The following is a 19,829-nucleotide window of genomic DNA, read 5'->3' on the forward strand; positions in this document are numbered from 1 at the left end:
TCCACCCCTTAAGTCTGGGTTTACTCCGGGTTTCCCCCGAACAGTTCTGCCCGGTATATATGGCGTCTGGCTTCGGAAACATGTTTCAGTTTCAAATTCAGAAAACCTGTTTCGTACTCAATCATTATACCGGCAGCCGCAAAACTGAAATAGCAGTTATCCCCGATAATTATGTGGTCTAAAGCCCGTATCTTCATCACCATAGCGGCATATACCAGCTCACGGGTTACGTCTTTATCCGCCTGTGAAGGTTCGATCTTGCCCGAAGGGTGATTATGGACAAAAATAAGGGCAGAGGCATTTTGGGAAATAGCCGCCGCAATAACCTCACGGGGGACTATGCTGCCGCTGGCCACTGTTCCGGTAAAAAGGTCTGCCACCTCCAGCACCCGGTGCTGGCTGTCCAGATATATTACCTTGAAAACCTCTTTTTTCAGACCCCGCATGGCGCAATACAGGTAATCAAACACCTGCTGGGCGGTATTGCAGACCGGTTTTTCCATAATCCCGTCCTTAAGATAACGCCGGGATACTTCCCTGATAAGGGTAAGGGCTATGGAGTTAACCTCGCCTATTCCCTTTATGCTTAAGAGTTCGGCAGGGGAGGCTTCCAGCACCGCCCGAAGGCTGCCGAAGTGTTTTATAGCCTCTTTGGCCGCTTGCTTGCAGTCACGGCGGGGAGTACCCAGAGTAAGCAGCAGCTCCACCACTTCATAATCATTCAGCCCGTCCAGACCGGCCTTAAGGAAACGCTCACGCAGACGATGGCGATGCCCGGCGTTTGGGTTAGCCGGTGAAACAGAGGGGATATCTTCAGTCTTCTTGGGCGGGTTCATCCGTCTCTTCATTCTGCACTTGCAAATCCGCCAATATTTCTTTGGCCTGAGTAAGGTGCTCTTTCAAAACATACAAACTGACCGGCAGCAAAGTTATACCCAGATACGGAAACACCTGCTTCGCTCCCAGAGTGGAGGGAATACCCTCCCCCTCCAGAAAACCCTGCCACATTTCCGCTACTATCTGGTTCGGGGCTATCCCCGCCAGTTCCAGTTTATCCGCTTGGGGCATTATTCTCCAGCCTCACATTGGCACTGCCCACCAGGGCCGCAAGCTTGCTTTTAAGCTCCGGACAATAGTATACCCAGATATCCGGCATTTTCAATATGAAAACCCGTTCGTGGTTTACCACACACAACCGCACTTCGGTTTCACCCGTGTACTGACGCAGAGTGTCCACCACCTCATTCAAGCAGTCAATATCCCGTCCCTCGTTGTCTGTCTGCTGAATACATACTACCAGCCGCTGCAGCTGGGGGGCAGGAGACTCTTTGTCTTCCGCCTTCGGCTGGGGGGCGTTTATAAATACCGGGGCCGCTTTTTTATCTGTTTCCGGCTGATACCGGCTTACTTTTTCCGCATGAATTGATACCCTGTCTCCACGAACCACAGCTTTACCTTCCACTAATAGAATATTTCCCTCCTCCCAGAGGGCTTTAGTTGCTGCATATACTTTAGGCCAGGCGGCTACTTCCACCCGCCCCACCAAATCTTCTATTTCCGCCATAACAAACGGCTTGCCTTCACGGGTGGCTGAAACCCGTACGGAAGCCACCATTCCCGCCACCGTTACCGGCTGGTTGTGGAGTTCCTCATCTATCTGGCCGCACAGGGCGGTAGTTACCTCCTGAGCCGCACTGGCATACGGGGTAAAAGGGTGTTCAGATATAAATATACCTACCAGTTCTTTTTCCCACTGGAGCTTTTCACGGGTAGTCACCGGTGATTCCGCCATTTCCAGACTGGGCATGGGCATGGGTGATTGCTGACCGAAAAGGTCAAACATGGTAGTCTGGTTTGAATCTTTCAGCTTCTGTTCCCGCTGAGCCAGGGAAAGTATATTCGGCAGATTGAAAAGGAGAGTCCCCCGGTCACCCAGGCTGTCCAGTGCCCCGGCTTTGACCAGGCTTTCCATTACCCGTTTGTTAAGTGATGACCCTTCCGCCCGGCGGCATAAATCCTCAACAGACAGATAGTCCCCGTTGGCTTTGCGTTCAGCCACGATCGGTTCCACCGCCGCCACCCCAACATTCTTGACCGCCGCCAGCCCAAAGCGGATTTTCTTAACCCCGTCTTCGTTTTGCTCTATTTCAAAATTAACCCCGCTGCGGTTGATATCCGGCGGCAGCACCTCTATCCCCATATGGCGGGCTTCGGTAACGGCGGTTACCACTTTTTCAGTCACATCGCAAAATGCCTGGAGATAGGCGGTTATATACTCAACCGGATAGTTGGCTTTTAAGTAAGCTGTCTGGTAGGCAATAAGGGCATAGCTGGTGGCATGAGCCTTGTTAAAGGCATAACCGGCAAAGGGCTCAACCAGGGCAAACACCTCTTCGGCTATTTCAGGGGTATAGCCGTTTTTCAAAGCCCCGTCAATAAAATTGGCTTTCTGTTTCTGCATAACGGCCGCAATCTTCTTGCCCATGGCCTTGCGGAGTATATCCGCCTGTCCCAGGGTATAGCCGGAGAAGGTCTGAGCTATAAACAGCACCTGCTCCTGGTAAACAATAACACCGTAAGTTTCTTCCAGTATGGGTGCAAGGGCGGGGTGGGGGTAGGTGATGGGCTCAAGCCCGTGTTTTGATTTGATAAAACGGGGTATCTGTTCCATAGGGCCGGGACGGTATAAAGCCACCATAGCACCTATATCTGAAAATACAGTCGGTTTCAGCTCTTTAATATAGCGGCGCATACCCGTGCCTTCCAGCTGGAAAACACCCACCGTTTCGCCGGCCGCCAGCAGCTCAAAGGTTTTTACATCGTCAAGGGGTATGGCCAGGGGGTCAATATTCTGCCCGGTGTATTCTTTGATAACCGCACAGGCCTTGCCAAGTATATTCAGGTTGACCAGCCCCAGAAAATCCATTTTGAGCAAGCCAATCTTGGCAATATCTTCCATGGTGTACTGGGTCATGACCAGACCCAGATTATTCTCTTTGCTCAGGCGCTGCAGGGGGACATGGTCTGTCAGCGGGTCTTTGGAAATAACCACCCCGGCAGCATGGGTGGAAGCATGGCGGGAAAGCCCCTCTATCTTTCGGGCGGCATCCACCAGATTACGGACAACCGAATCCTGATTGTACATATCTTTCAGTTCGGCGCTTTCTTCCATAGCCTTGTCCAGGGTCATGTGAAGGGAGAAGGGTATGACCTTGGCTACCCTGTCCACATCAGCATAGGCCATGCCAAGCGCCCGCCCCGCATCCCGCACCGCCGCTTTCGCCCCCAGCGTACCAAAAGTAATAATCTGGGAAACATGGTCACGCCCGTACTTGCCCACCACATATTCAATGACCTCTTCACGGCGGTCATCCTGAAAGTCCATGTCTATATCAGGCATTTCCTTGCGTTCAATATTCAGAAAACGCTCAAAAACCAGCTTGTATTTAATAGGATCAAGGGCGGTAATACCCAGACAGTACAGCACTATAGACGAAGCGGCACTGCCGCGGACGCCGTAATACAAACCCTTTTCTTTTACAAAACGGATAATATCCCAGGTAACCAGAAAGTAATTGGCAAACTCGGTGGTTTTAATAACATCCAGCTCATATTTCAGGCGGTCAAGTATTTCCTGACTGGCATCAGGATAAAACTTGGGCAGCCCCTCATAACACAGGTCTGCCAGATACTCATCCGGAGTTTTACCGGCAGGTATATCTATCTCCGGCAGGTGCAAACGCCCGAAATCCAGGCTTACGTTGCACATTTCGGCTATTTTGGCGGTGTTTTCAATGGCATCCGGTATATCCTGATAGGCTTTCGCCATTTCTTCAGGTGATTTCAGGTAAAAATAATCACCATCCATCTTCATCCGTTTTTCGTCACTGACCAGCGCATTTGTGCCTATACAGAGCAGCAGGTCATGATAAGGGGCATCTTCTTTATCCAGATAATGGGTATCATTGGTAGCCACCAAAGGTATATCCAGCTCCCGTGCCATGGGTATAAGAACGCTGTTTATCTTTTCCAAATCCGGCATGGGGTGGCGCTGGATTTCTATATAGTAGTTTTCAAAAGTTTTCTTGTACCACAGGGCGGCCTCTCTGGCTTCGTCAAAGCGGTTTTCCAGTATCAGGCGGGGTACTTCCCCCGAAGGACAGGCCGAAAGGCAGACCAGCCCTTCCGAATATTTTTCAAGCAGCTCTTTATCTATGCGGGGTTTATAGTAAAAACCCTCTATGTGTGAACGCGAACTTAACTGGATAAGGTTGTGATAGCCTTTATTATTCTTAGCCAGCAGCACCAGATGGTAATAGTTTTTATCTGCCGCTGTTTTGGCGGTACGGTCACCATATGCCAGATAGAATTCACTGCCCAGTACCGGTTTTATACCTGCTTCTTTGGCCTCTTTGTAAAAACGGGGAATACCGTGCATAGTACCATGGTCGGTAATAGCAAGCGCCTCCATGCCAAGTTCTTTGGCACGGGCTACCAGCTGGGAGATACGGCACATACCGTCCAGCAGGCTGAATTCGGTGTGGACATGCAGATGACAAAACATAGACTTTCCTAAGGGCAGATTATAACACAGCCCCGCCCAATTGAGGTATGCGGGTAAGCAAGCATTTCAAGGCATAAAACAGCTCCAAACAGACCGTCTCAAGGTTTAGAGATACTTTTTTCGTAGATAAGAGTGTAAAATACAGCCATGAAGCCGGATTTAAAAAGATTTTTATTTAACACATGGAAAACCTTAGCTGTAATCATTGTCCCGCTGCTGATACTCAGCTTGACCCTGAGTGTTCTTATAAACTGCCGCTGGCTGTATGAACAGGGTTTTGAAAAATATGAGGTAAGCCAGCAAACCGGCTTCACCCCAGCCCAGCTTAAAACAGCCGCATCCGCCCTTATCGGTTACTTTAATAGCGGCGAAGAATACATAAACCTGCATCTGGAAAAAGACGGAGCAGACGTACAGGTATTTAACGAACGGGAAATGCTCCACTTGAAAGACGTTAAGGGGCTTATCCGCCTGAATTATTTAATACTTGGAATCTGTCTGGTACTAGGCGGCGGTTTTTTCCTGTATCTCTACTTTAAAAGACAGCCCGAATTCAAAAAAGAAGGCGGCATGGTACTGCTTCAGGGGGGAATATTCAGCCTCATGCTGCTGGGGGGTATCGGGCTTATAGCCTTGCTGGATTTCCAGAGCTTTTTCACCCGGCTGCATCTGCTTGGTTTCAGCAATGATTTCTGGCTGCTGGACCCTACTAAAGACTATCTGATAATGTTTTTCCCCAAAGGATTCTGGGCAGACAGCGCTGTTATGCTGGGTATTTCAATCGGGGTACTGGCATCCGGTACTACTATCTGCGGCCGGCTCCTGGGAAAATCATCCCCAAGTAACCAGCCTGTTTAACAACCTCAAGGTGAAAGTTTTTGCCCAAAAAACCTTTTGGCATCTTAATTCAAATATTTCAGGTCTTGCTCACAGTCAGCAACAGGCGGTATTGGTCTTTGGTAATTTCAGTACCGGCTATGGGGTAGGGAGTAACATTAAAGCTGAGTGTATAAATACCGAAATTGGCTACTGCATCTCCTCCGGCACCTCTTTTAACCATATAAAACTTAGTCTTTGCACCGCCGTATTTAATTTCCATCTGGACTGTCACTTCCCCTTCCCAGACACACTGGACACCCTCGGGGCAACGACTGTCGGATACTACCCCCACAAATTTGATAATCAGGTCTTCTCCGGCTATAGAGCAACTCTGACCCGGGGGAAAAGAGATAGATTGATCAAGCCCCGCCACAGGAATGGCAGCAGAACAAGCTGAAAGAGGTAACGCCAATATTACCAAACCAGCAAATAAGGCTAAAACTCTCTTGCGCATATTTTATCCTCTACCTTTCAGGGAAGTACATTTGCCCCTATAAAAACTTAAGTTCGTAAGTGACAACGACAGGAAAACAGTACCGAATCTCTATATTCCCATCTCATCCTATAACGATAAACAGAACCGGCAGATAGCTGCTTCTAAAAAATACCTACCGATACAAGCTAAACCGCCGTTTCAAACAGTTGCTAAAAACAAAAACCGACACAATACATTACTGACTGGGATAGACAGATGCATTATGCCGGCATTTGCCGGTCAACTACTATGAAAAGCAGTTCAATTAACCTGATTTAGTGGCAACCGGAACAGCTGGAACAAGAACCGCTGGAACAAGAACCACCACCGCCGCCACCACAGGAATCTATACCGCGGCAGGCAAAACCTGAAACGCCTCTGGCAGAGGGAGTTTTGCATTCAGGACAAAGAGCCTCATCATCAGCCTTGCTGGTAGAGCGAATGTCTTCAAATCTGGTGTTGCATTTTGGGCATACATATTCATAAATCGGCATTTTTATCTCCTCTAAAAATTGTATCGTCAAAAAGATTTAAAGTCAACGGCTAGATGACATAACTACATAATTCCAATCTGGATTCCTGAAGAGGCAAACCGGCAAAATAAATCCTGATGCCGAAGGCCAGTATTCCTGAAGCTGGATTGACACTAGTCTATCCTAATAAGTATAATCTAGCGGTTCAAGTTGTCCGGATTGCCCTGACCAACTGATGACTTGACAGGCCGAAGTGGCGGAACGGCAGACGCGCTACGTTCAGGGCGTAGTACCTGTAATGGGTGTGAGAGTTCAAATCTCTCCTTCGGCACCATACCGGCGCTTGTAGCTCAGTTGGATTAGAGCGCAGCCCTGCGAAGGCTGAGGTCGTGGGTTCGAGTCCCACCAAGCGCGCCATATCTCTTCCGGGCGGTTAGCTCAGCTGGTTAGAGCACCTGCTTTACACGCAGGGGGTCATAGGTTCGAATCCTATACCGCCCACCATTTTTTAAACGTAAAACAGCCCCCATGATGTAAGTTTCATGTGGGCTGTTTTTATTGGTGGCACTAATTTGGCACTAAACTTTCTTGAAAAGATCTTCAAACCGAAACCTGCAGAGTTGAGCCATATATACCCTTCGGTGCATATCAGCTAATGCCCCCAGATTTACTTTTGATAGAATACGACTTACATTCCGCAGATTATCATTTTGGATTATAATTATCAGGTAACCGGAAACGGATAATAAAATTAGAGGCAGAAAATAAAAGCAAATGTTTCTCTCAGGCAACCAAATCTATATCCGCTTTTTAAAAGATACAGATGCCGAGTCTCTCCTCGATTTGCATTTAGCCAACAAAGAATTCTTCCAGCGGTACTCGCCGGTTTTTAAAGATGATTATTACACGCTTGATTCAAAGCGTAAATACATCAGCGATTCTTTTGTAAAAAGGGAAAATGACCAGCTCTATTCTTTTGGCATATTTTTAAAAAACAGCGATAAATTGATTGGAGATGTCTCACTGTTCCATATCTGCCGGGGAGCTCTCCAAAAATGTTTGATCGGATACACTCTGGATAAACTACACAACGGTAAAGGTTATGCTACAGAGGCAGTTGTTCTGGCGGTAGATTTTGCGTTTGATGGACTGAAACTGCACCGTGTTGAGGCTGGTGTGATGCCGGAAAACAAAGGGTCAATGCGGGTACTGGAAAAAGCAGGTTTCCATGAAGAAGGGCTGGAACAGAAAGGCATAAGGATAAATGGCCAATGGGAAGACCACCAAATATTTGCGGTAATATCAGCTATAAATTAAGCTTTCATCTTTTGTCCCGCAGATAAAATAAAATCTGTTTTCAAATGCGGCTGAATATCAACAGAAAAATTCTGCTTTCTCTTTTAACATATTTTGGCCAATTAACCTTCATACAAGCCACCTCTGATACCTGAATAAGGTAAAATTGACAAAGACTTTTTTCATATTGTAATATTGTTTTACAGACTGGGAATGAGATTAGTAGGTCTTCAGCGAAGCTCAGAGAGCCGGGCAAGGTGTGAGCCGGTGCTAGCGCAAAGAACTGAATGGACTCAGGAGTCGCAGGCCGAAAAAGGAAACTTGAGTAGGTTTTGACGGAAGGGCACCGTTATCAAAGCCTAGGGTATCGCCCGGAGAAATCAGGGCCGCACCCGAAAAAAGATGTTTCTGCATTTTTTGCAGGGATAATTAGGGTGGCACCGCGAAGGTTAATCCCTCGCCCCTAAAAAGGACGAGGGATTTATTTTTTTGCGAGGTACCCTAAAATGTATTATCCATCCTTAGCCGAAGTAAAAAAACTGGCTTCACAGGGTAACCTGATACCCATCTCCCGTGAGATTGTGGCCGACCTTGAAACCCCGGTTTCCGCCTTTCTGAAAATCAAGACCAGCCAAAATGCCTTTCTGCTGGAAAGCGTGGAAGGAGGCGAAAGGGTAGCCCGGTACAGTTTCATCGGCGCTAACCCTTACAAAGTAATCACCTCCTATCAGACAGATACCGTTCCCCCTCTAAAGCAGGTTGAAAACGAACTGAGTAAATACCGCTTGGTACAGGTGGGTGAGCTGCCGCGTTTTTGCGGCGGGGCAGTGGGTTTTCTGGGCTACGAGGCAGTCACCCGCTTTGAAGAGCTGCCCTCTCCCGCATCAGACCCGTTAAACCTTCCTGAAGCGGTCTTCATGCTGGTAGATACCATGCTGGTTTTTGACCATATCAGCCACTCTATCAAGGTACTCAGCTATGTCCATACAGAAGAGGATATTGAAGTCTCTTATAACAAAGCTATCCAAAATATAGAAAAGCTGATTAGCCAGCTCAGGCAGCCGCTTGCCAAAACAGAGTTAAAACCCGCTCCCGCCGGTGTTCCTGAAACAAAGTCCAATTTCAAACAAACGGATTTTGAGAGCCGGGTATCCAAAATAAGAGATTACCTTAACTCCGGCGAAGCCATTCAGGTAGTTTTGTCACAGCGTCTGTCCAGACCCACCTTGGCCCACCCCTTTGACATTTACCGCGCCCTGCGTTCAGTAAACCCTTCCCCGTACATGTATTACCTTGATTTCGGTGATTTCCAGATAGTAGGGGCATCACCTGAGGTGCTGGTGCGGGTGGAAGACGGCGAGGTTATGACCCGCCCGCTGGCCGGCACCAGAAAACGGGGCAAAACCCAGGCAGAAGATATCCGTCTTGAACAGGAGCTCCGCCAGGACGAAAAAGAGTGCGCCGAACATATCATGCTGGTAGATTTGGGCAGAAACGATATCGGCCGCATAAGCAGGCCCGGCACAGTCCGCATAACAGACGTAATGGATGTGGAACGCTATTCCCACGTAATGCATCTGGTTTCCCATGTGCAGGGCAAACTGAAAACGGATATCACCCCGTTTGAGGCATTGGAGTCCTGCTTCCCGGCAGGCACAGTCTCCGGCGCACCTAAGATAAGGGCGATGGAGATAATTGCCGAAATGGAAACCGAAAAACGGGGCATCTATGCAGGGGCTGTGGGTTACTTTTCCTATTCGGGCAATATGGACATGGCTATAGCCATACGCACCATGGTTGTCAAAGACGGCGTTGCCCACTTGCAGGCAGGCTGCGGAATTGTAAGTGACAGCGTACCCGAATCTGAATATCAGGAAACACTGAACAAGGCTCAGGCTCTGCTGAAAGCCCTGGACAGGGCAGAAAATATGGCAACGGAGAAACCGCATGTTGTTACTAATTGATAACTACGACAGCTTTACCTACAACCTTTTCCAGTATTTTTCCGAACTGGGACAGGAAGTAAAGGTAGTCCGCAATGACAAGATTACCCTTGATGATATAGACGCCCTGCGTCCCGAATACATCGTGATTTCACCCGGGCCGTCTTCACCCCTTCAGGCAGGCGTGTCTAACGAGGTTATCCGCCGTTTCGGCCCCGAACTGCCTATCCTGGGTATCTGTCTGGGGCACCAGTGCATCGGGCATACATACGGGGGGATTGTCAGGCAGGCAGACAAAATAATGCACGGCAAACAGTCACTCATACAGCATGATAACCGGGGTATTTTCAAAGGTCTGCCCAAGGGGTTTCCCGCCATACGTTACCACTCCCTAATAGTAGACAAGCCAACTCTGCCGGATTGTCTGGAGGTAACCGCCTGGACAGATGACGGCACTATTATGGGGCTTAAGCACAAGGAATACCCCGTTGAAGGTATCCAGTTTCATCCCGAATCATTTAAAACCGAGTGCGGCAAGGAGATTCTGGCTAATTTTCTAAAATACTATGCACCTTTATCAGCAAAAAAGGAGCGGAAAAATGATTAAAGAAGCAATCGGGTCTTTAGTTCTGGGCAAATCTCTGACTATTGAACAATCTGCCTCCGTAATGGACGAAATAATGGAGGGCAAAACCACCCCTGCCCAGATAGGGGCATTTCTGACAGCCCTTCGGGTCAAGGGGGAAACTGCCGAAGAAATAGCCGGACTGGCCAGTGTCATGCGGGCCAAGTCTACCCGGATAATCACCGACACCCCGGTGCTGGACATAGTGGGTATCGGCGGTGACGGGATAAACACGTTCAATATATCTACCGCCGCCGCCTTTGTTATATCCGGTGCAGGGGTAAAAGTGGCCAAGCACGGCAACCGGGCGGCCAGCAGCATGTGCGGCAGCGCTGACGTACTTGAAGCTCTGGGCATAAAAATAGACCTGCCAGCCGAACAGGTAAAAACCTGTATAGAGCAGGCGGGTATAGGCTTTATGTTTGCACCTGTGTTCCATCCGGCCATGAAATATGTAGCCCCCTCCCGGCGTGAAATAGGCATCCGCACCGTGTTCAATATCTTAGGCCCGCTAACCAACCCGGCCTGCGCCCAGTACCAGCTTATCGGCGTGCCTGAAATATCTCTGGGTGACAAGATTATTTCAGCCCTGTCCCATATGGATATCAAGCATGCCCTGGTGGTACACGGCTTAGACGGCATGGACGAAATGTCCATCAGCGGGGATTCAGTCATCTGGGAGCTGAAAAATAACGAAATAATCAAATTCCGCCATGCACTTTCACCGGAGGAAATGGGCTTGAAAGCATCTCCCCTTGAGTCTGTCAAAGGCGGCTCAGCCCAGGAAAACGCACTTACCCTGCGTGCGGTGCTTTCCGGCGAAAAAGGGCCTAAGAGAGATGTAGTCCTGCTGAATGCGGCCGCCGCCCTGATGGTGGCAGACAGGGTTAAAACCATTAACGAAGGTATCAGCCTGGCGGCTAAAACGATTGACAGCGGGCTGGCACTGGCCAAACTAGAATCTTTAATTAAACTCAGCCAGTCTCAGGCAGGCGGGTAAAACAGTGATATTGGAACGTATAGTATCCGACAACCTGCCTGATTTGAAGCGGCGGAAAGAGGAGCTGCCGCTTTTGAAACTGCAGGCATTGGTAGCGGACATGCCCTGTCCACCCCTTGACATGGCGGCAAGCCTGAAAGGCAACGGCATTAAGCTTATTGCCGAGGTTAAAAAGGCCTCACCCTCAAAAGGGATAATCCGGCCTGACTTTGACCCGGTGGATATTGCCCGCATATACGCCCGAAACGGGGCGGCCGCCATTTCGGTACTGACCGAAGAACACCATTTTCAGGGCAGCCTTCAAAATCTTAAGCGAATACGTGAATCCGGGGCGGCATTAAATCTGCCTTTGCTGCGGAAAGATTTTATCCATGACCCCTATCAGGTATATGAAGCCCGCCTGTACGGGGCAGACGCTATTTTGCTGATAGTGGCCATGCTTACACCCCAGAAACTGGAGGAGCTGCTTTCACTCAGCCACACACTGGGTATGAAATGCCTGGTAGAGGTGCATACCCGGCCTGAACTGGACATAGCCCTCAAGAGCAATGCCCGGATTATCGGCCTGAATAACCGTGATTTGCATACATTTAAAGTGGACTTAAGCGGAACCGAAACCCTCCGCCCCCTGATACCGCCTGAGCGTATAGTTGTCAGCGAAAGCGGCATCCAAACCAGAGCGGACATATCCCGTCTGGCAGAGCTGGGGGTAGATGCGGTGCTTATAGGAGAAGCCCTGACGGCCTCGGCTGATATCGCCGCCAAAATGAGGGGACTGCTGTGATAAAGACCAAGATTTGCGGTTTGACAGAGGTTGGACAAGCCTTGGCCACAGCCCGGACAGGGGCTGATTTTGCCGGAGTGGTATTTGCCCAAAGCAAACGGCGTATCACCCCTGACAAAGCCTTGCAGATAGCTGAAGCTCTAAAACCGCTTAACCCCAGACCTCTGCTGGTAGGTATCTTTGCCAACCAGCCGCTGGAGGAGGTAAATGAAATTGCCGCCACCTGCCACCTGGATATGGTACAGCTTAGCGGGGATGAAAGCTGGGAATACTGCAACCGGGTAAAACTGCCGCTTATCAAAGCAATCCATATTGCCGAAGGCATTACCGCCGAAATGGTCATGCAGAAAATAGAGGACGGGCTAAAATCCCTGAATAAACCGCCCGTATTCTTGTTGGATAAACGCACCCAAACATTGCTTGGAGGCAGCGGCCAGAGTTTTGACTGGCAGATTGTAAAGCAGATTTCACAGAAATACCCTGTGATAGTGGCCGGGGGGCTTAATCCCGAAAACATACAGGAGCTTCTGGAAACAGCCACCCCCTGGGGAGTAGACGTAGCCAGCGGGGTGGAAACAAACGGGACAAAAGATACAGCTAAAATAAACCTTTTTATCAAACGGGTGAAGGATGCGGATGGTAAGCGGATATGTTAGTAATAATGAAAAATGACGCCACAGAGGCACAGATAGCTAATGTTATGAAGGAGATTACCAATGCAGGCTACCGGGGTATACCCATACCGGGTGACCACCGCACCGCCGTCTGCATAGTAGGCAACCAGGGCATGGTAGAGGAAAACCCCTTTCTGGCACTGGAAGGGGTCAAGGAAGTGCTCAGGGTAACCAAGCCCTATAAACTGGTCAGCCGGGAAACCTGCCCCGAACCTACCGTTATCCGTCTGGGAGATGTGGAAATAGGAAACGGGTGCAAACCGGTTATCATAGCCGGGCCTTGCTCGGTGGAAGGCGAAGAACAAACCCTCTGCATAGCCCGTCAGGTAAAAGAGGGAGGTGCCAAGCTCTTCAGAGGGGGGGCATTCAAGCCCCGCACTTCACCCTACAGCTTTCAGGGTTTGGGTAAAGCCGGCCTCAAGATACTGGAAAAAGTACGCTCTGAAACCGGCCTCTTTATTGTCACCGAGGCAACCGATTCTGAAAATCTGAAGCTGGTTGAAGCCAGCACTGACATTATCCAGATAGGTGCCCGCAATATGCAGAATTATTCGCTGCTGCGGCGGGCAGGCCAGACAAAAAAACCGGTTATCTTAAAGCGGGGACTGTCAGCTACCATTGAAGAACTGCTGATGGCCGCCGAATACATTATGGCCGAAGGCAACACCCAGGTAATCCTGTGCGAACGGGGTATCCGCACCTTTTCAGACAACACCCGCTTTACACTGGACCTGAGTGCCATTCTGTCCGTCAAAGCTGTAAGCCATCTGCCTATCATAGTAGACCCCAGCCATGCGGCCGGACGCCGTGATTATGTTATCCCCCTGTCCAGAGCCGCCATTGCGGCCGGGGCAGACGGGCTGATAGTGGAAGTCCATTCAGACCCCGCCGCCGCTCTGTCAGACGGGGCGCAGTCTTTATATCCGGAACAGTTCAGCCGGCTGGCAAAAGAAGTGGAATATTTAAATATGCTGGGAGTAGAAAAATGCCTGAAGTAAACAGCAACTGCAAACCGGGGTATTTCGGCAAGTATGGCGGCCAGTTCGTGCCTGAAATACTGGTACCCGTCCTGAACGAACTGGAACAGGCTTACGAAAAAGCCAAAACAGATGAGGCCTTTCAGTCACGCCTGAAATACCTTTCAAACACCTTTTCGGGGCGTCCCACTCCGCTGTATGCGGCCGAAAGGCTGACCGAATATCTGGGAGGTGCCCGTATCTATCTCAAACGGGAAGACCTGGCCCATACCGGCGCCCACAAAATCAATAATGCCCTGGGGCAGGGTCTGCTGGCACAGCACATGGGCAAAAAAAGGGTGATTGCCGAAACCGGGGCGGGGCAGCACGGGGTAGCCACTGCGGCTGTCTGCGCCATGCTGGGGCTGGAATGTATTGTCTACATGGGCGAAGATGATATCAAACGCCAGGCCTTAAATGTGTTTCGCATGAAGCTGATGGGAACGGAAGTCAGGAGCGTTTCTTCGGGCAGCCGCACCCTGAAAGACGCCATCAACGAAGCCATGCGTGACTGGGTAAGCAACCCGGAAACCACTTATTACATAATCGGCTCGGTAGTCGGCCCGCGCCCTTACCCGGCCATGGTACGGGATTTTCAGGCCGTTATCGGGCAGGAAACCAAAGACCAGTCACTAAAACAGCTGGGGGGGCTGCCGGACTGTATAGTGGCCTGCGTAGGCGGCGGCAGCAATGCCATGGGCATTTTTTATGATTTCATACCTGACCAAAGCGTACGCCTTATCGGGGTGGAAGCCGCCGGCAGCGGCATAAGCACCGGCAAACATTCGGCTACCCTGAGTGCCGGCAAAGTGGGAATACTTCACGGAGCCATGTCTTACCTGCTGCAGGATGAGCATGGGCAGGTGATTGAAACCCACAGCATTTCGGCAGGACTGGATTACCCCGGCGTAGGCCCGGAGCACAGCCATCTGAAAGACAGCAAACGGGTGGAATACGTTTCGGTAACAGATGACGAAGCCCTGAATGGCTTTAAACTCCTTTGTTCACTGGAAGGGATTGTACCCGCTCTGGAATCATCCCACGCCATTGCTCACGCCCTGAAAATAGCGGGTAATATGCCCAAAGATAAAAATATAGTCATAAACCTGTCCGGCAGGGGAGATAAAGATATGGATATTGTCCAGAAAGCAATGGGGGTGAACCTATGAGCCGCATCAGTGACGCATTTTGCAAACGCAAACCCCTTATAGCTTACATAACAGTCGGCTATCCGGATATTGAAACCACCTTGAAACTGGTGCCTATGCTGGAAGCAAACGGGGTGGATATTATAGAGCTGGGTATTCCCTTTTCAGACCCCTTGGCAGACGGAGTCACTATTCAAAACGCCAGCTACCAGGCACTTCAGAACGGGGTAACCCCTGAAGTCTGTTTGTCAGTTGCCGCCCGTCTAAAAGAAAAAACCTCTATACCCATGGTATTTATGGGGTATTACAACCCCGTTTACAATTACGGCCTGAGCGAATTCTGCAATAAGGCGGCCGCCGCCGGTATAAGCGGGCTTATTATTCCTGACCTGCCGCCGGGTGAGGCCGAAGATATGGAAGCAGCCGCCAAAGAAGCCGGGCTGGATATAATCTTCCTGTTAGCCCCCACCAGCACAGACGAACGGATTAAACTGGTAGCCGCCAAATCAGGGGGGTTTATCTACCTTGTTTCCCACTCAGGCGTTACCGGGGCAACTGCCAACCTTCCGGCTGACCTCGGCAGTTTTGTAAGCAGGGTAAGAAAGGCCGCCCGCCAGCCTCTGGCAGTTGGTTTCGGCATTTCCACCCCCGAACAGGCCGCCGATATCTCAAAATATGCTGATGGGATAATAGTAGGCAGCCGCATTATCCAGCTGGTACAGGCAGACCCTTCACTTGAAAAGGTAAGCGGCTTTGTCAGGCAGCTAAGAAAGGCACTTGGCTAGTTCGTAAAACCTTTAAAATACGTAATAAAGGGGGAGGTTAAACCTCCCCCTTTTAAGCTGATAAACTAAGCTTTACTAGGCTGTCTTTTTGTGGCGGATAATAAGCTGCCAGTCCAGTGCGGCCAGTATAAGAAAGATAATACCGAATATCAACGCACCCATCCAGGCTGAAGTCGGTTCGTTCTCTTCAAGCGAACTGAAATAATGCTGGACGGTGGCAAACAAGGATGAGACCGCCAAAAGACCGATAACCCATTCGTACCACTTTATACCAAGCTGCCGGCGCACAAGCCAGACAACAAACAGGGTCAAAGCGACTGCTACTGCCAGTCCTACGAAAAACATATTTCCTACCTCCAATTCCTTAAGCTTTTAGTAACTGGTGTCAATACCGTAGGTAAAGTCATTGTCCAAATCCCAGAATTCTTCAGGATCTTTCCGCCCGTAATCCATAGCTTTTTCCATATTGGTAAAAAAGCTATTAAGCAGAGGAGTATTGGCAACTGTTCCCTTAACCACAGCATGGATAAATGAATCCGGTTTGCTGTTAAAGGGGCAGGTGCCCTGACAGGTGGGGCAGTGAGGACAATCTGCGGTATTGGTTCGCCAGCCCTCAAATGTTCCCTGCTGGATGCCGGACTTGGCTGAGGCAGGGTTTTCCCAGGTGGGGTCACCCTGCTGAATAAGCCCAAAGGGACAAGCATCCGCACAAATACCGCAGGTCTTGCAGAATTTGTAAGCACCAAAGTCTATGGGCGGAGTAGGCAGCAAGGGCAGGTCTGTAATAAGCGCCCACATGGCCCGGTTAGTTACCCCGTACTTGGGAGTGATGGTAGGTGAAGACATACGCCCGTGTTCGCCCATACCGGAAAAGACTGCCAGAGGAGTAGTCAGATAACCTTTCATACCCGGATTCAAGGCCTGATAACCCAAACCGCGGATAAACTCCTGGAACTGAGCACCGACCTTGGGGAAACGGGAATATGAATACCAGACAGAGAAGTTTTCGGTGATGCCGGCCTGACGGCGGGTGCCTTCCAATGACTGCCTGGCACTCCACATCAGTACCCATTTGCACTTGCGGGGGATAACCATCTTGGTTGCGGTTTCATAGGCTTCGTCTACATCTTCAACGACTACATCTTTGCCGCCGATTTGAGAGTGAATAAATTTCAAAATATCATCATCAAGTTCAAGTGCGGCCACATCCGAGCCTCCAAAAAACCTGATAGCGGTACGGCAGGTTTTCAGGTTTTCTTCAGGTGTACCCTGCCAGACGGGAGCGCCAAAATCCTGGGGGCGGGTAGTGGTGTCCAACTGAGGCCCCAACCACGGAGTAAAGGTGGGACTGCCGCCGGCCGCCATAATAGCACCGATGACATTAACTCTTTTGCCGCCCATTTCCATATTGCCGGGCCACACGCCCATCATCATAAATTTTGAAGCGTTGCAGAGTGAAGTGGTCCTGACATCACCCATACCTGCATAACCGGGAGTCCATCCCGGAAATTCCTTGGCCATGGCATCGTAAAGAGTAAGTGCCATTTCGGGGGTTTCAAGGTCTGTAGAAGTACCGCCGATAACCCCGGCCTTTTCAAAATCAGCTACCGTGGGTCTGGGCAGAGTTTTGAAGGTTCCGATATTGCGGGTGATTTTAGGCCAATCCATTGGCACTGTAGGATTTTTGAAATCCCTTTCCTTCACCCACCAGGGATTTTTGTTAATACCGATTGCCGAAGACGTAACCTCATCCAAATCATGGAAAACAGGGGCAGCAGCGCTCATAGTCCCTAAACCTGCTCCGACTACCCCGAGGCTTTTCATAAAATCACGTCGCGAGAGTGTGGAATGAAAACTAGTCATTTCGCTATTTTCCTTTTTACCTATATTTAGTCTTTCCCATTGCCACCCGGTCTTTCCCGGCAGCCAAGTCACATACCTGCCTCCTGATGTTGCCTGATACGATACTAGTATACGATATTAGTATACGATTATATTTAGCAACACCATAAAGAGTCAATGGTCCCAAAGACTTAATTCCGCTAAGCATTTAGTATATTTTTACTCCAAAAGCAACCTAATATCTGCTTCGGGGAAATACTTGCCACCAGGCCTAAGCAAATACCAACAAAACCTGCCGTCACTATAAAGATGCAAGGTAAATAAATCAAAAGGGGGAAGACTTAAGTCTTCCCCCTTTTATTAGATATTCCAGAGATAAAATTAGGCTTTCTTTACACGCCTCGCAGCCAGCTGCCATGAGATTGCCAGCAGTACAAGCCCCGGTAACCCTACAACCAACAGGAACATAGATGCCGCCTTACTCTCAAGTTCGTCCAGACTGCCAAAAAAGTTCTGGATAGTAAAGATAACCAAAGCCAAACCGATAATGCCAAGCAGCCATTCATACCAGGTAAGGCTGAAGTTATCTCTCTTCATCAGCCAGACAAGGCCCGACAGCAAAGCACCGGTAATGAGACCAATAATAAACCACATATTTTTACTCTCCTCTATTGCGTTAGGATTTATTTATCATATCCGCCGTGACTTGATGTAGCAGCACTGTCAAACCCGTAAACCGGCAGAGACAGATCCCACCACTCTTCCTTGTCCTCGTTCAAACCGTAGCCAAAGAATTTATCCGCCTGCCACAGGAATGTATTCAGGGTGGGAGTAGTAGCCAGAGTAGCCCGGACAAGTTCATGGATAGGAGCAGTATTTGTATTGAAAGTGCAGGTAGCCATACAAGCACCGCAGCCATTGTACTCTGTCAGGAACAGCCAGCAATCAACAGCATTCGTCCAATACTGCTTGCGGCCGGGGGAATGGACAATGTCCGCCTTGCCATAAATATTTGGCAAATCCCAGGTGGGTTCATGATCTTTGGGTATGGCGTTTACCGGACAGGCATCAGCACACTTGGTACAGGTCTGACAGAACCTCCAGATACCGGCATCTATAGGATTGGTAGGCTCAAGAGGCATATCGGTCACCAAACTGAACACCCCAAGTACAGGTCCGTATTCAGGGCTGGTGCAAAAACCGTTGTTGCGGTTTCCTTCGGTAATACCGGTCAGCTGGGCGCTGGCAATAGCAGGCATAATACCCGAAAAGGGTGAGGCATAACCGTAACAGGTATAGCCAAGTGAACGGATAAATTCCTGAATAGAATTCTGGATATTACCGAAGAGCCGATAACGCGACAGATTGGCAGCATACATTATCTGGGATTCATTTGCTGTCCTGAACATGTCTTTGGACATAGGCACGGTGAAGCAAAATTCATAAAGCTGTTTATTGGCCGGCAGAACAAAAGTAGTCGCCCCTTCGTAACCTACATCCACATCTTCAAATACATATGCTTTGCCCAGCGCCGGAGGCGGTGGGAAATTTTCCACGAAACCTATAGAGTTCGCAGCCCCTTTATGGTTGGTGAACACCAGTTTATCCTTGATTTTCTGGTCTATAACACCAAAACCGACCTGCCCGCCGCCGTAAAAGATTACCGCTGAACGCAGCATACGGCTGTTTTCCTCAGGAGTACCCTGCCAGACAGGTACATTCATACTTTGGGGAGTAGCCACCTTCTGGGGACCCATAAAAGTGGTCACATAAGGCAAATTCATAAAAAAGCCTGCGCCGGATGAAAGGGCATAATCCTTCAGTGTCTGACCAGGAGTTTCACTGGTAATAGCATTTACTTTATTGGTCAGGACATTGGCATATCGTTTCTTTATTTCGTCCACACCCAAATACTTAGCCTGGATACCGGGTGCCTGCCCTGTCTGGCGTCCATCCCATCTATTCATCAATGACCAGTCAATTTCAGTAGTGGGATTATCCAACTCACGGTATTTCACCCACCAAGGGCGTTTCCATTCAGCATTAGGCGAAGATATCACATCATCCAGATCACGAAAAGCCGGAGCGGCGGCCGCTGCAGTTCCAAGACCGGCACCGACTACCCCAAGCCCTTTCATAAAGTCACGTCGTGACAGCGCGGAATGAAAATTAGGCACTTTTCTATTTCCTTTTTAATAATATTTAGTCTTTCCTATAGTCACCCGGTCTTCCCCGGGAGCCAATTTACATCTTCACCTCCGAATATTAACTGGTACTTTGATAATATACGATACTAGTATACGATTATAGTTTTCGATATTTCAG

Annotated in this window: 19 protein-coding genes, 3 tRNA genes and 1 other annotated feature; of the genes, 13 read left to right on the top strand and 9 right to left on the bottom strand. The window is 49.4% G+C overall.

Annotation, left to right across the window (positions count from 1 at the left end):
- Positions 1–20: 20 nt before the first annotated feature.
- From radC to UCH007_RS06250, 3 genes are read right to left on the bottom strand one after another with little or no spacing between them, the layout of a single operon-like run.
- Entirely contained in the window at positions 21–836 is an 816-nt protein-coding gene (gene radC, locus UCH007_RS06240; protein ID WP_046961351.1) for a RadC family protein, read from the bottom strand.
- A complete protein-coding gene (locus UCH007_RS06245; RefSeq protein ID WP_046961352.1) occupies positions 814–1,068 on the bottom strand; it encodes a putative signal transducing protein in 255 nt (84 codons plus the stop codon). The genes radC and UCH007_RS06245 overlap by 23 nt, the downstream gene beginning before the upstream one ends.
- Positions 1,052–4,564 carry a DNA polymerase III subunit alpha gene (locus tag UCH007_RS06250; protein ID WP_046961353.1) on the bottom strand — a complete coding sequence of 1,171 codons (3,513 nt, stop codon included), beginning with the start codon at positions 4,562–4,564 and terminating at the stop codon, positions 1,052–1,054. Before UCH007_RS06250 ends, UCH007_RS06245 begins: the two co-directional genes overlap by 17 nt.
- Before the next feature lie 147 nt (positions 4,565–4,711).
- On the opposite strand from UCH007_RS06250, the gene UCH007_RS06255 reads away from it, so the two are divergent.
- Positions 4,712–5,422: a TIGR01906 family membrane protein gene (locus UCH007_RS06255; protein ID WP_041331367.1), complete on the top strand. Its 711-nt coding sequence runs from the start codon at positions 4,712–4,714 to the stop codon at positions 5,420–5,422.
- Between the two features lie 58 nt (positions 5,423–5,480).
- On the opposite strand, the gene UCH007_RS06260 is transcribed toward UCH007_RS06255, so the two are convergent.
- Both UCH007_RS06260 and UCH007_RS06265 read right to left on the bottom strand, forming a co-directional pair.
- Positions 5,481–5,897, bottom strand: coding sequence for a hypothetical protein (locus tag UCH007_RS06260; protein ID WP_023652754.1), 417 nt, complete (start codon positions 5,895–5,897; stop codon positions 5,481–5,483).
- 296 nt (positions 5,898–6,193) lie between these two features.
- On the bottom strand, positions 6,194–6,412 hold the full coding sequence (locus UCH007_RS06265) for an FmdB family zinc ribbon protein (RefSeq protein ID WP_041331369.1): 219 nt from the start codon (positions 6,410–6,412) through the stop codon (positions 6,194–6,196).
- Between the two features lie 226 nt (positions 6,413–6,638).
- On the opposite strand from UCH007_RS06265, the gene UCH007_RS06270 reads away from it, so the two are divergent.
- From UCH007_RS06270 to trpA, 12 genes are all read left to right on the top strand, one after another.
- Positions 6,639–6,725: transfer RNA gene (locus UCH007_RS06270), tRNA-Leu, on the top strand.
- Between the two features lie 5 nt (positions 6,726–6,730).
- Positions 6,731–6,808: transfer RNA gene (locus UCH007_RS06275), tRNA-Arg, on the top strand.
- 10 nt (positions 6,809–6,818) lie between these two features.
- Positions 6,819–6,895, top strand: a tRNA-Val gene (locus UCH007_RS06280).
- Positions 6,896–7,165: 270 nt separating this feature from the next.
- A complete protein-coding gene (locus UCH007_RS06285; protein WP_041331371.1) occupies positions 7,166–7,708 on the top strand; it encodes a GNAT family N-acetyltransferase in 543 nt (180 codons plus the stop codon).
- 179 nt (positions 7,709–7,887) lie between these two features.
- Positions 7,888–8,155 (top strand) — a binding site (T-box leader).
- Positions 8,156–8,193: 38 nt separating this feature from the next.
- Entirely contained in the window at positions 8,194–9,651 is a 1,458-nt protein-coding gene (trpE, locus tag UCH007_RS06290; protein ID WP_023652757.1) for an anthranilate synthase component I, read from the top strand.
- Positions 9,635–10,237 carry an anthranilate synthase component II gene (locus UCH007_RS06295; protein ID WP_023652758.1) on the top strand — a complete coding sequence of 201 codons (603 nt, stop codon included), beginning with the start codon at positions 9,635–9,637 and terminating at the stop codon, positions 10,235–10,237. Before trpE ends, UCH007_RS06295 begins: the two co-directional genes overlap by 17 nt.
- Positions 10,230–11,255: an anthranilate phosphoribosyltransferase gene (gene trpD / locus UCH007_RS06300; protein ID WP_046961354.1), complete on the top strand. Its 1,026-nt coding sequence runs from the start codon at positions 10,230–10,232 to the stop codon at positions 11,253–11,255. Before UCH007_RS06295 ends, trpD begins: the two co-directional genes overlap by 8 nt.
- 4 nt (positions 11,256–11,259) lie before the next feature.
- Positions 11,260–12,039 carry an indole-3-glycerol phosphate synthase TrpC gene (gene trpC / locus UCH007_RS06305; RefSeq protein ID WP_023652760.1) on the top strand — a complete coding sequence of 260 codons (780 nt, stop codon included), beginning with the start codon at positions 11,260–11,262 and terminating at the stop codon, positions 12,037–12,039.
- Positions 12,036–12,695 carry a phosphoribosylanthranilate isomerase gene (locus UCH007_RS06310; protein ID WP_046961355.1) on the top strand — a complete coding sequence of 220 codons (660 nt, stop codon included), beginning with the start codon at positions 12,036–12,038 and terminating at the stop codon, positions 12,693–12,695. The genes trpC and UCH007_RS06310 overlap by 4 nt, the downstream gene beginning before the upstream one ends.
- Complete coding sequence (gene aroF / locus UCH007_RS06315; RefSeq protein WP_046961356.1) at positions 12,689–13,711, top strand: 3-deoxy-7-phosphoheptulonate synthase; 1,023 nt, start codon at positions 12,689–12,691, stop codon at positions 13,709–13,711. Before UCH007_RS06310 ends, aroF begins: the two co-directional genes overlap by 7 nt.
- A complete protein-coding gene (gene trpB / locus UCH007_RS06320; RefSeq protein WP_012882503.1) occupies positions 13,699–14,898 on the top strand; it encodes a tryptophan synthase subunit beta in 1,200 nt (399 codons plus the stop codon). Before aroF ends, trpB begins: the two co-directional genes overlap by 13 nt.
- A complete protein-coding gene (trpA, locus tag UCH007_RS06325) occupies positions 14,895–15,662 on the top strand; it encodes a tryptophan synthase subunit alpha (RefSeq protein ID WP_046961357.1) in 768 nt (255 codons plus the stop codon). Before trpB ends, trpA begins: the two co-directional genes overlap by 4 nt.
- 75 nt (positions 15,663–15,737) lie before the next feature.
- Here trpA and UCH007_RS06330 read toward each other — a convergent pair whose 3' ends face one another.
- The 4 genes from UCH007_RS06330 to UCH007_RS06345 form a co-directional block, all read right to left on the bottom strand.
- A complete protein-coding gene (locus UCH007_RS06330; RefSeq protein WP_041331592.1) occupies positions 15,738–16,007 on the bottom strand; it encodes a hypothetical protein in 270 nt (89 codons plus the stop codon).
- 27 nt (positions 16,008–16,034) lie between these two features.
- Positions 16,035–17,525 (bottom strand): reductive dehalogenase, encoded by a 1,491-nt coding sequence (locus UCH007_RS06335; protein WP_046961568.1) that lies wholly within the window; start codon positions 17,523–17,525, stop codon positions 16,035–16,037.
- Positions 17,526–17,885: 360 nt separating this feature from the next.
- Positions 17,886–18,158 (bottom strand): hypothetical protein, encoded by a 273-nt coding sequence (locus UCH007_RS06340; RefSeq protein ID WP_023652766.1) that lies wholly within the window; start codon positions 18,156–18,158, stop codon positions 17,886–17,888.
- A 29-nt stretch (positions 18,159–18,187) separates the two neighbouring features.
- Positions 18,188–19,681, bottom strand: a complete 1,494-nt coding sequence (locus tag UCH007_RS06345; protein ID WP_046961358.1) for a reductive dehalogenase — start codon at positions 19,679–19,681, stop codon at positions 18,188–18,190.
- Positions 19,682–19,829 lie beyond the last annotated feature (148 nt).

It is taken from the genome of Dehalococcoides sp. UCH007, from assembly GCF_001010485.1.
Lineage (GTDB): Bacteria > Chloroflexota > Dehalococcoidia > Dehalococcoidales > Dehalococcoidaceae > Dehalococcoides > Dehalococcoides mccartyi_A.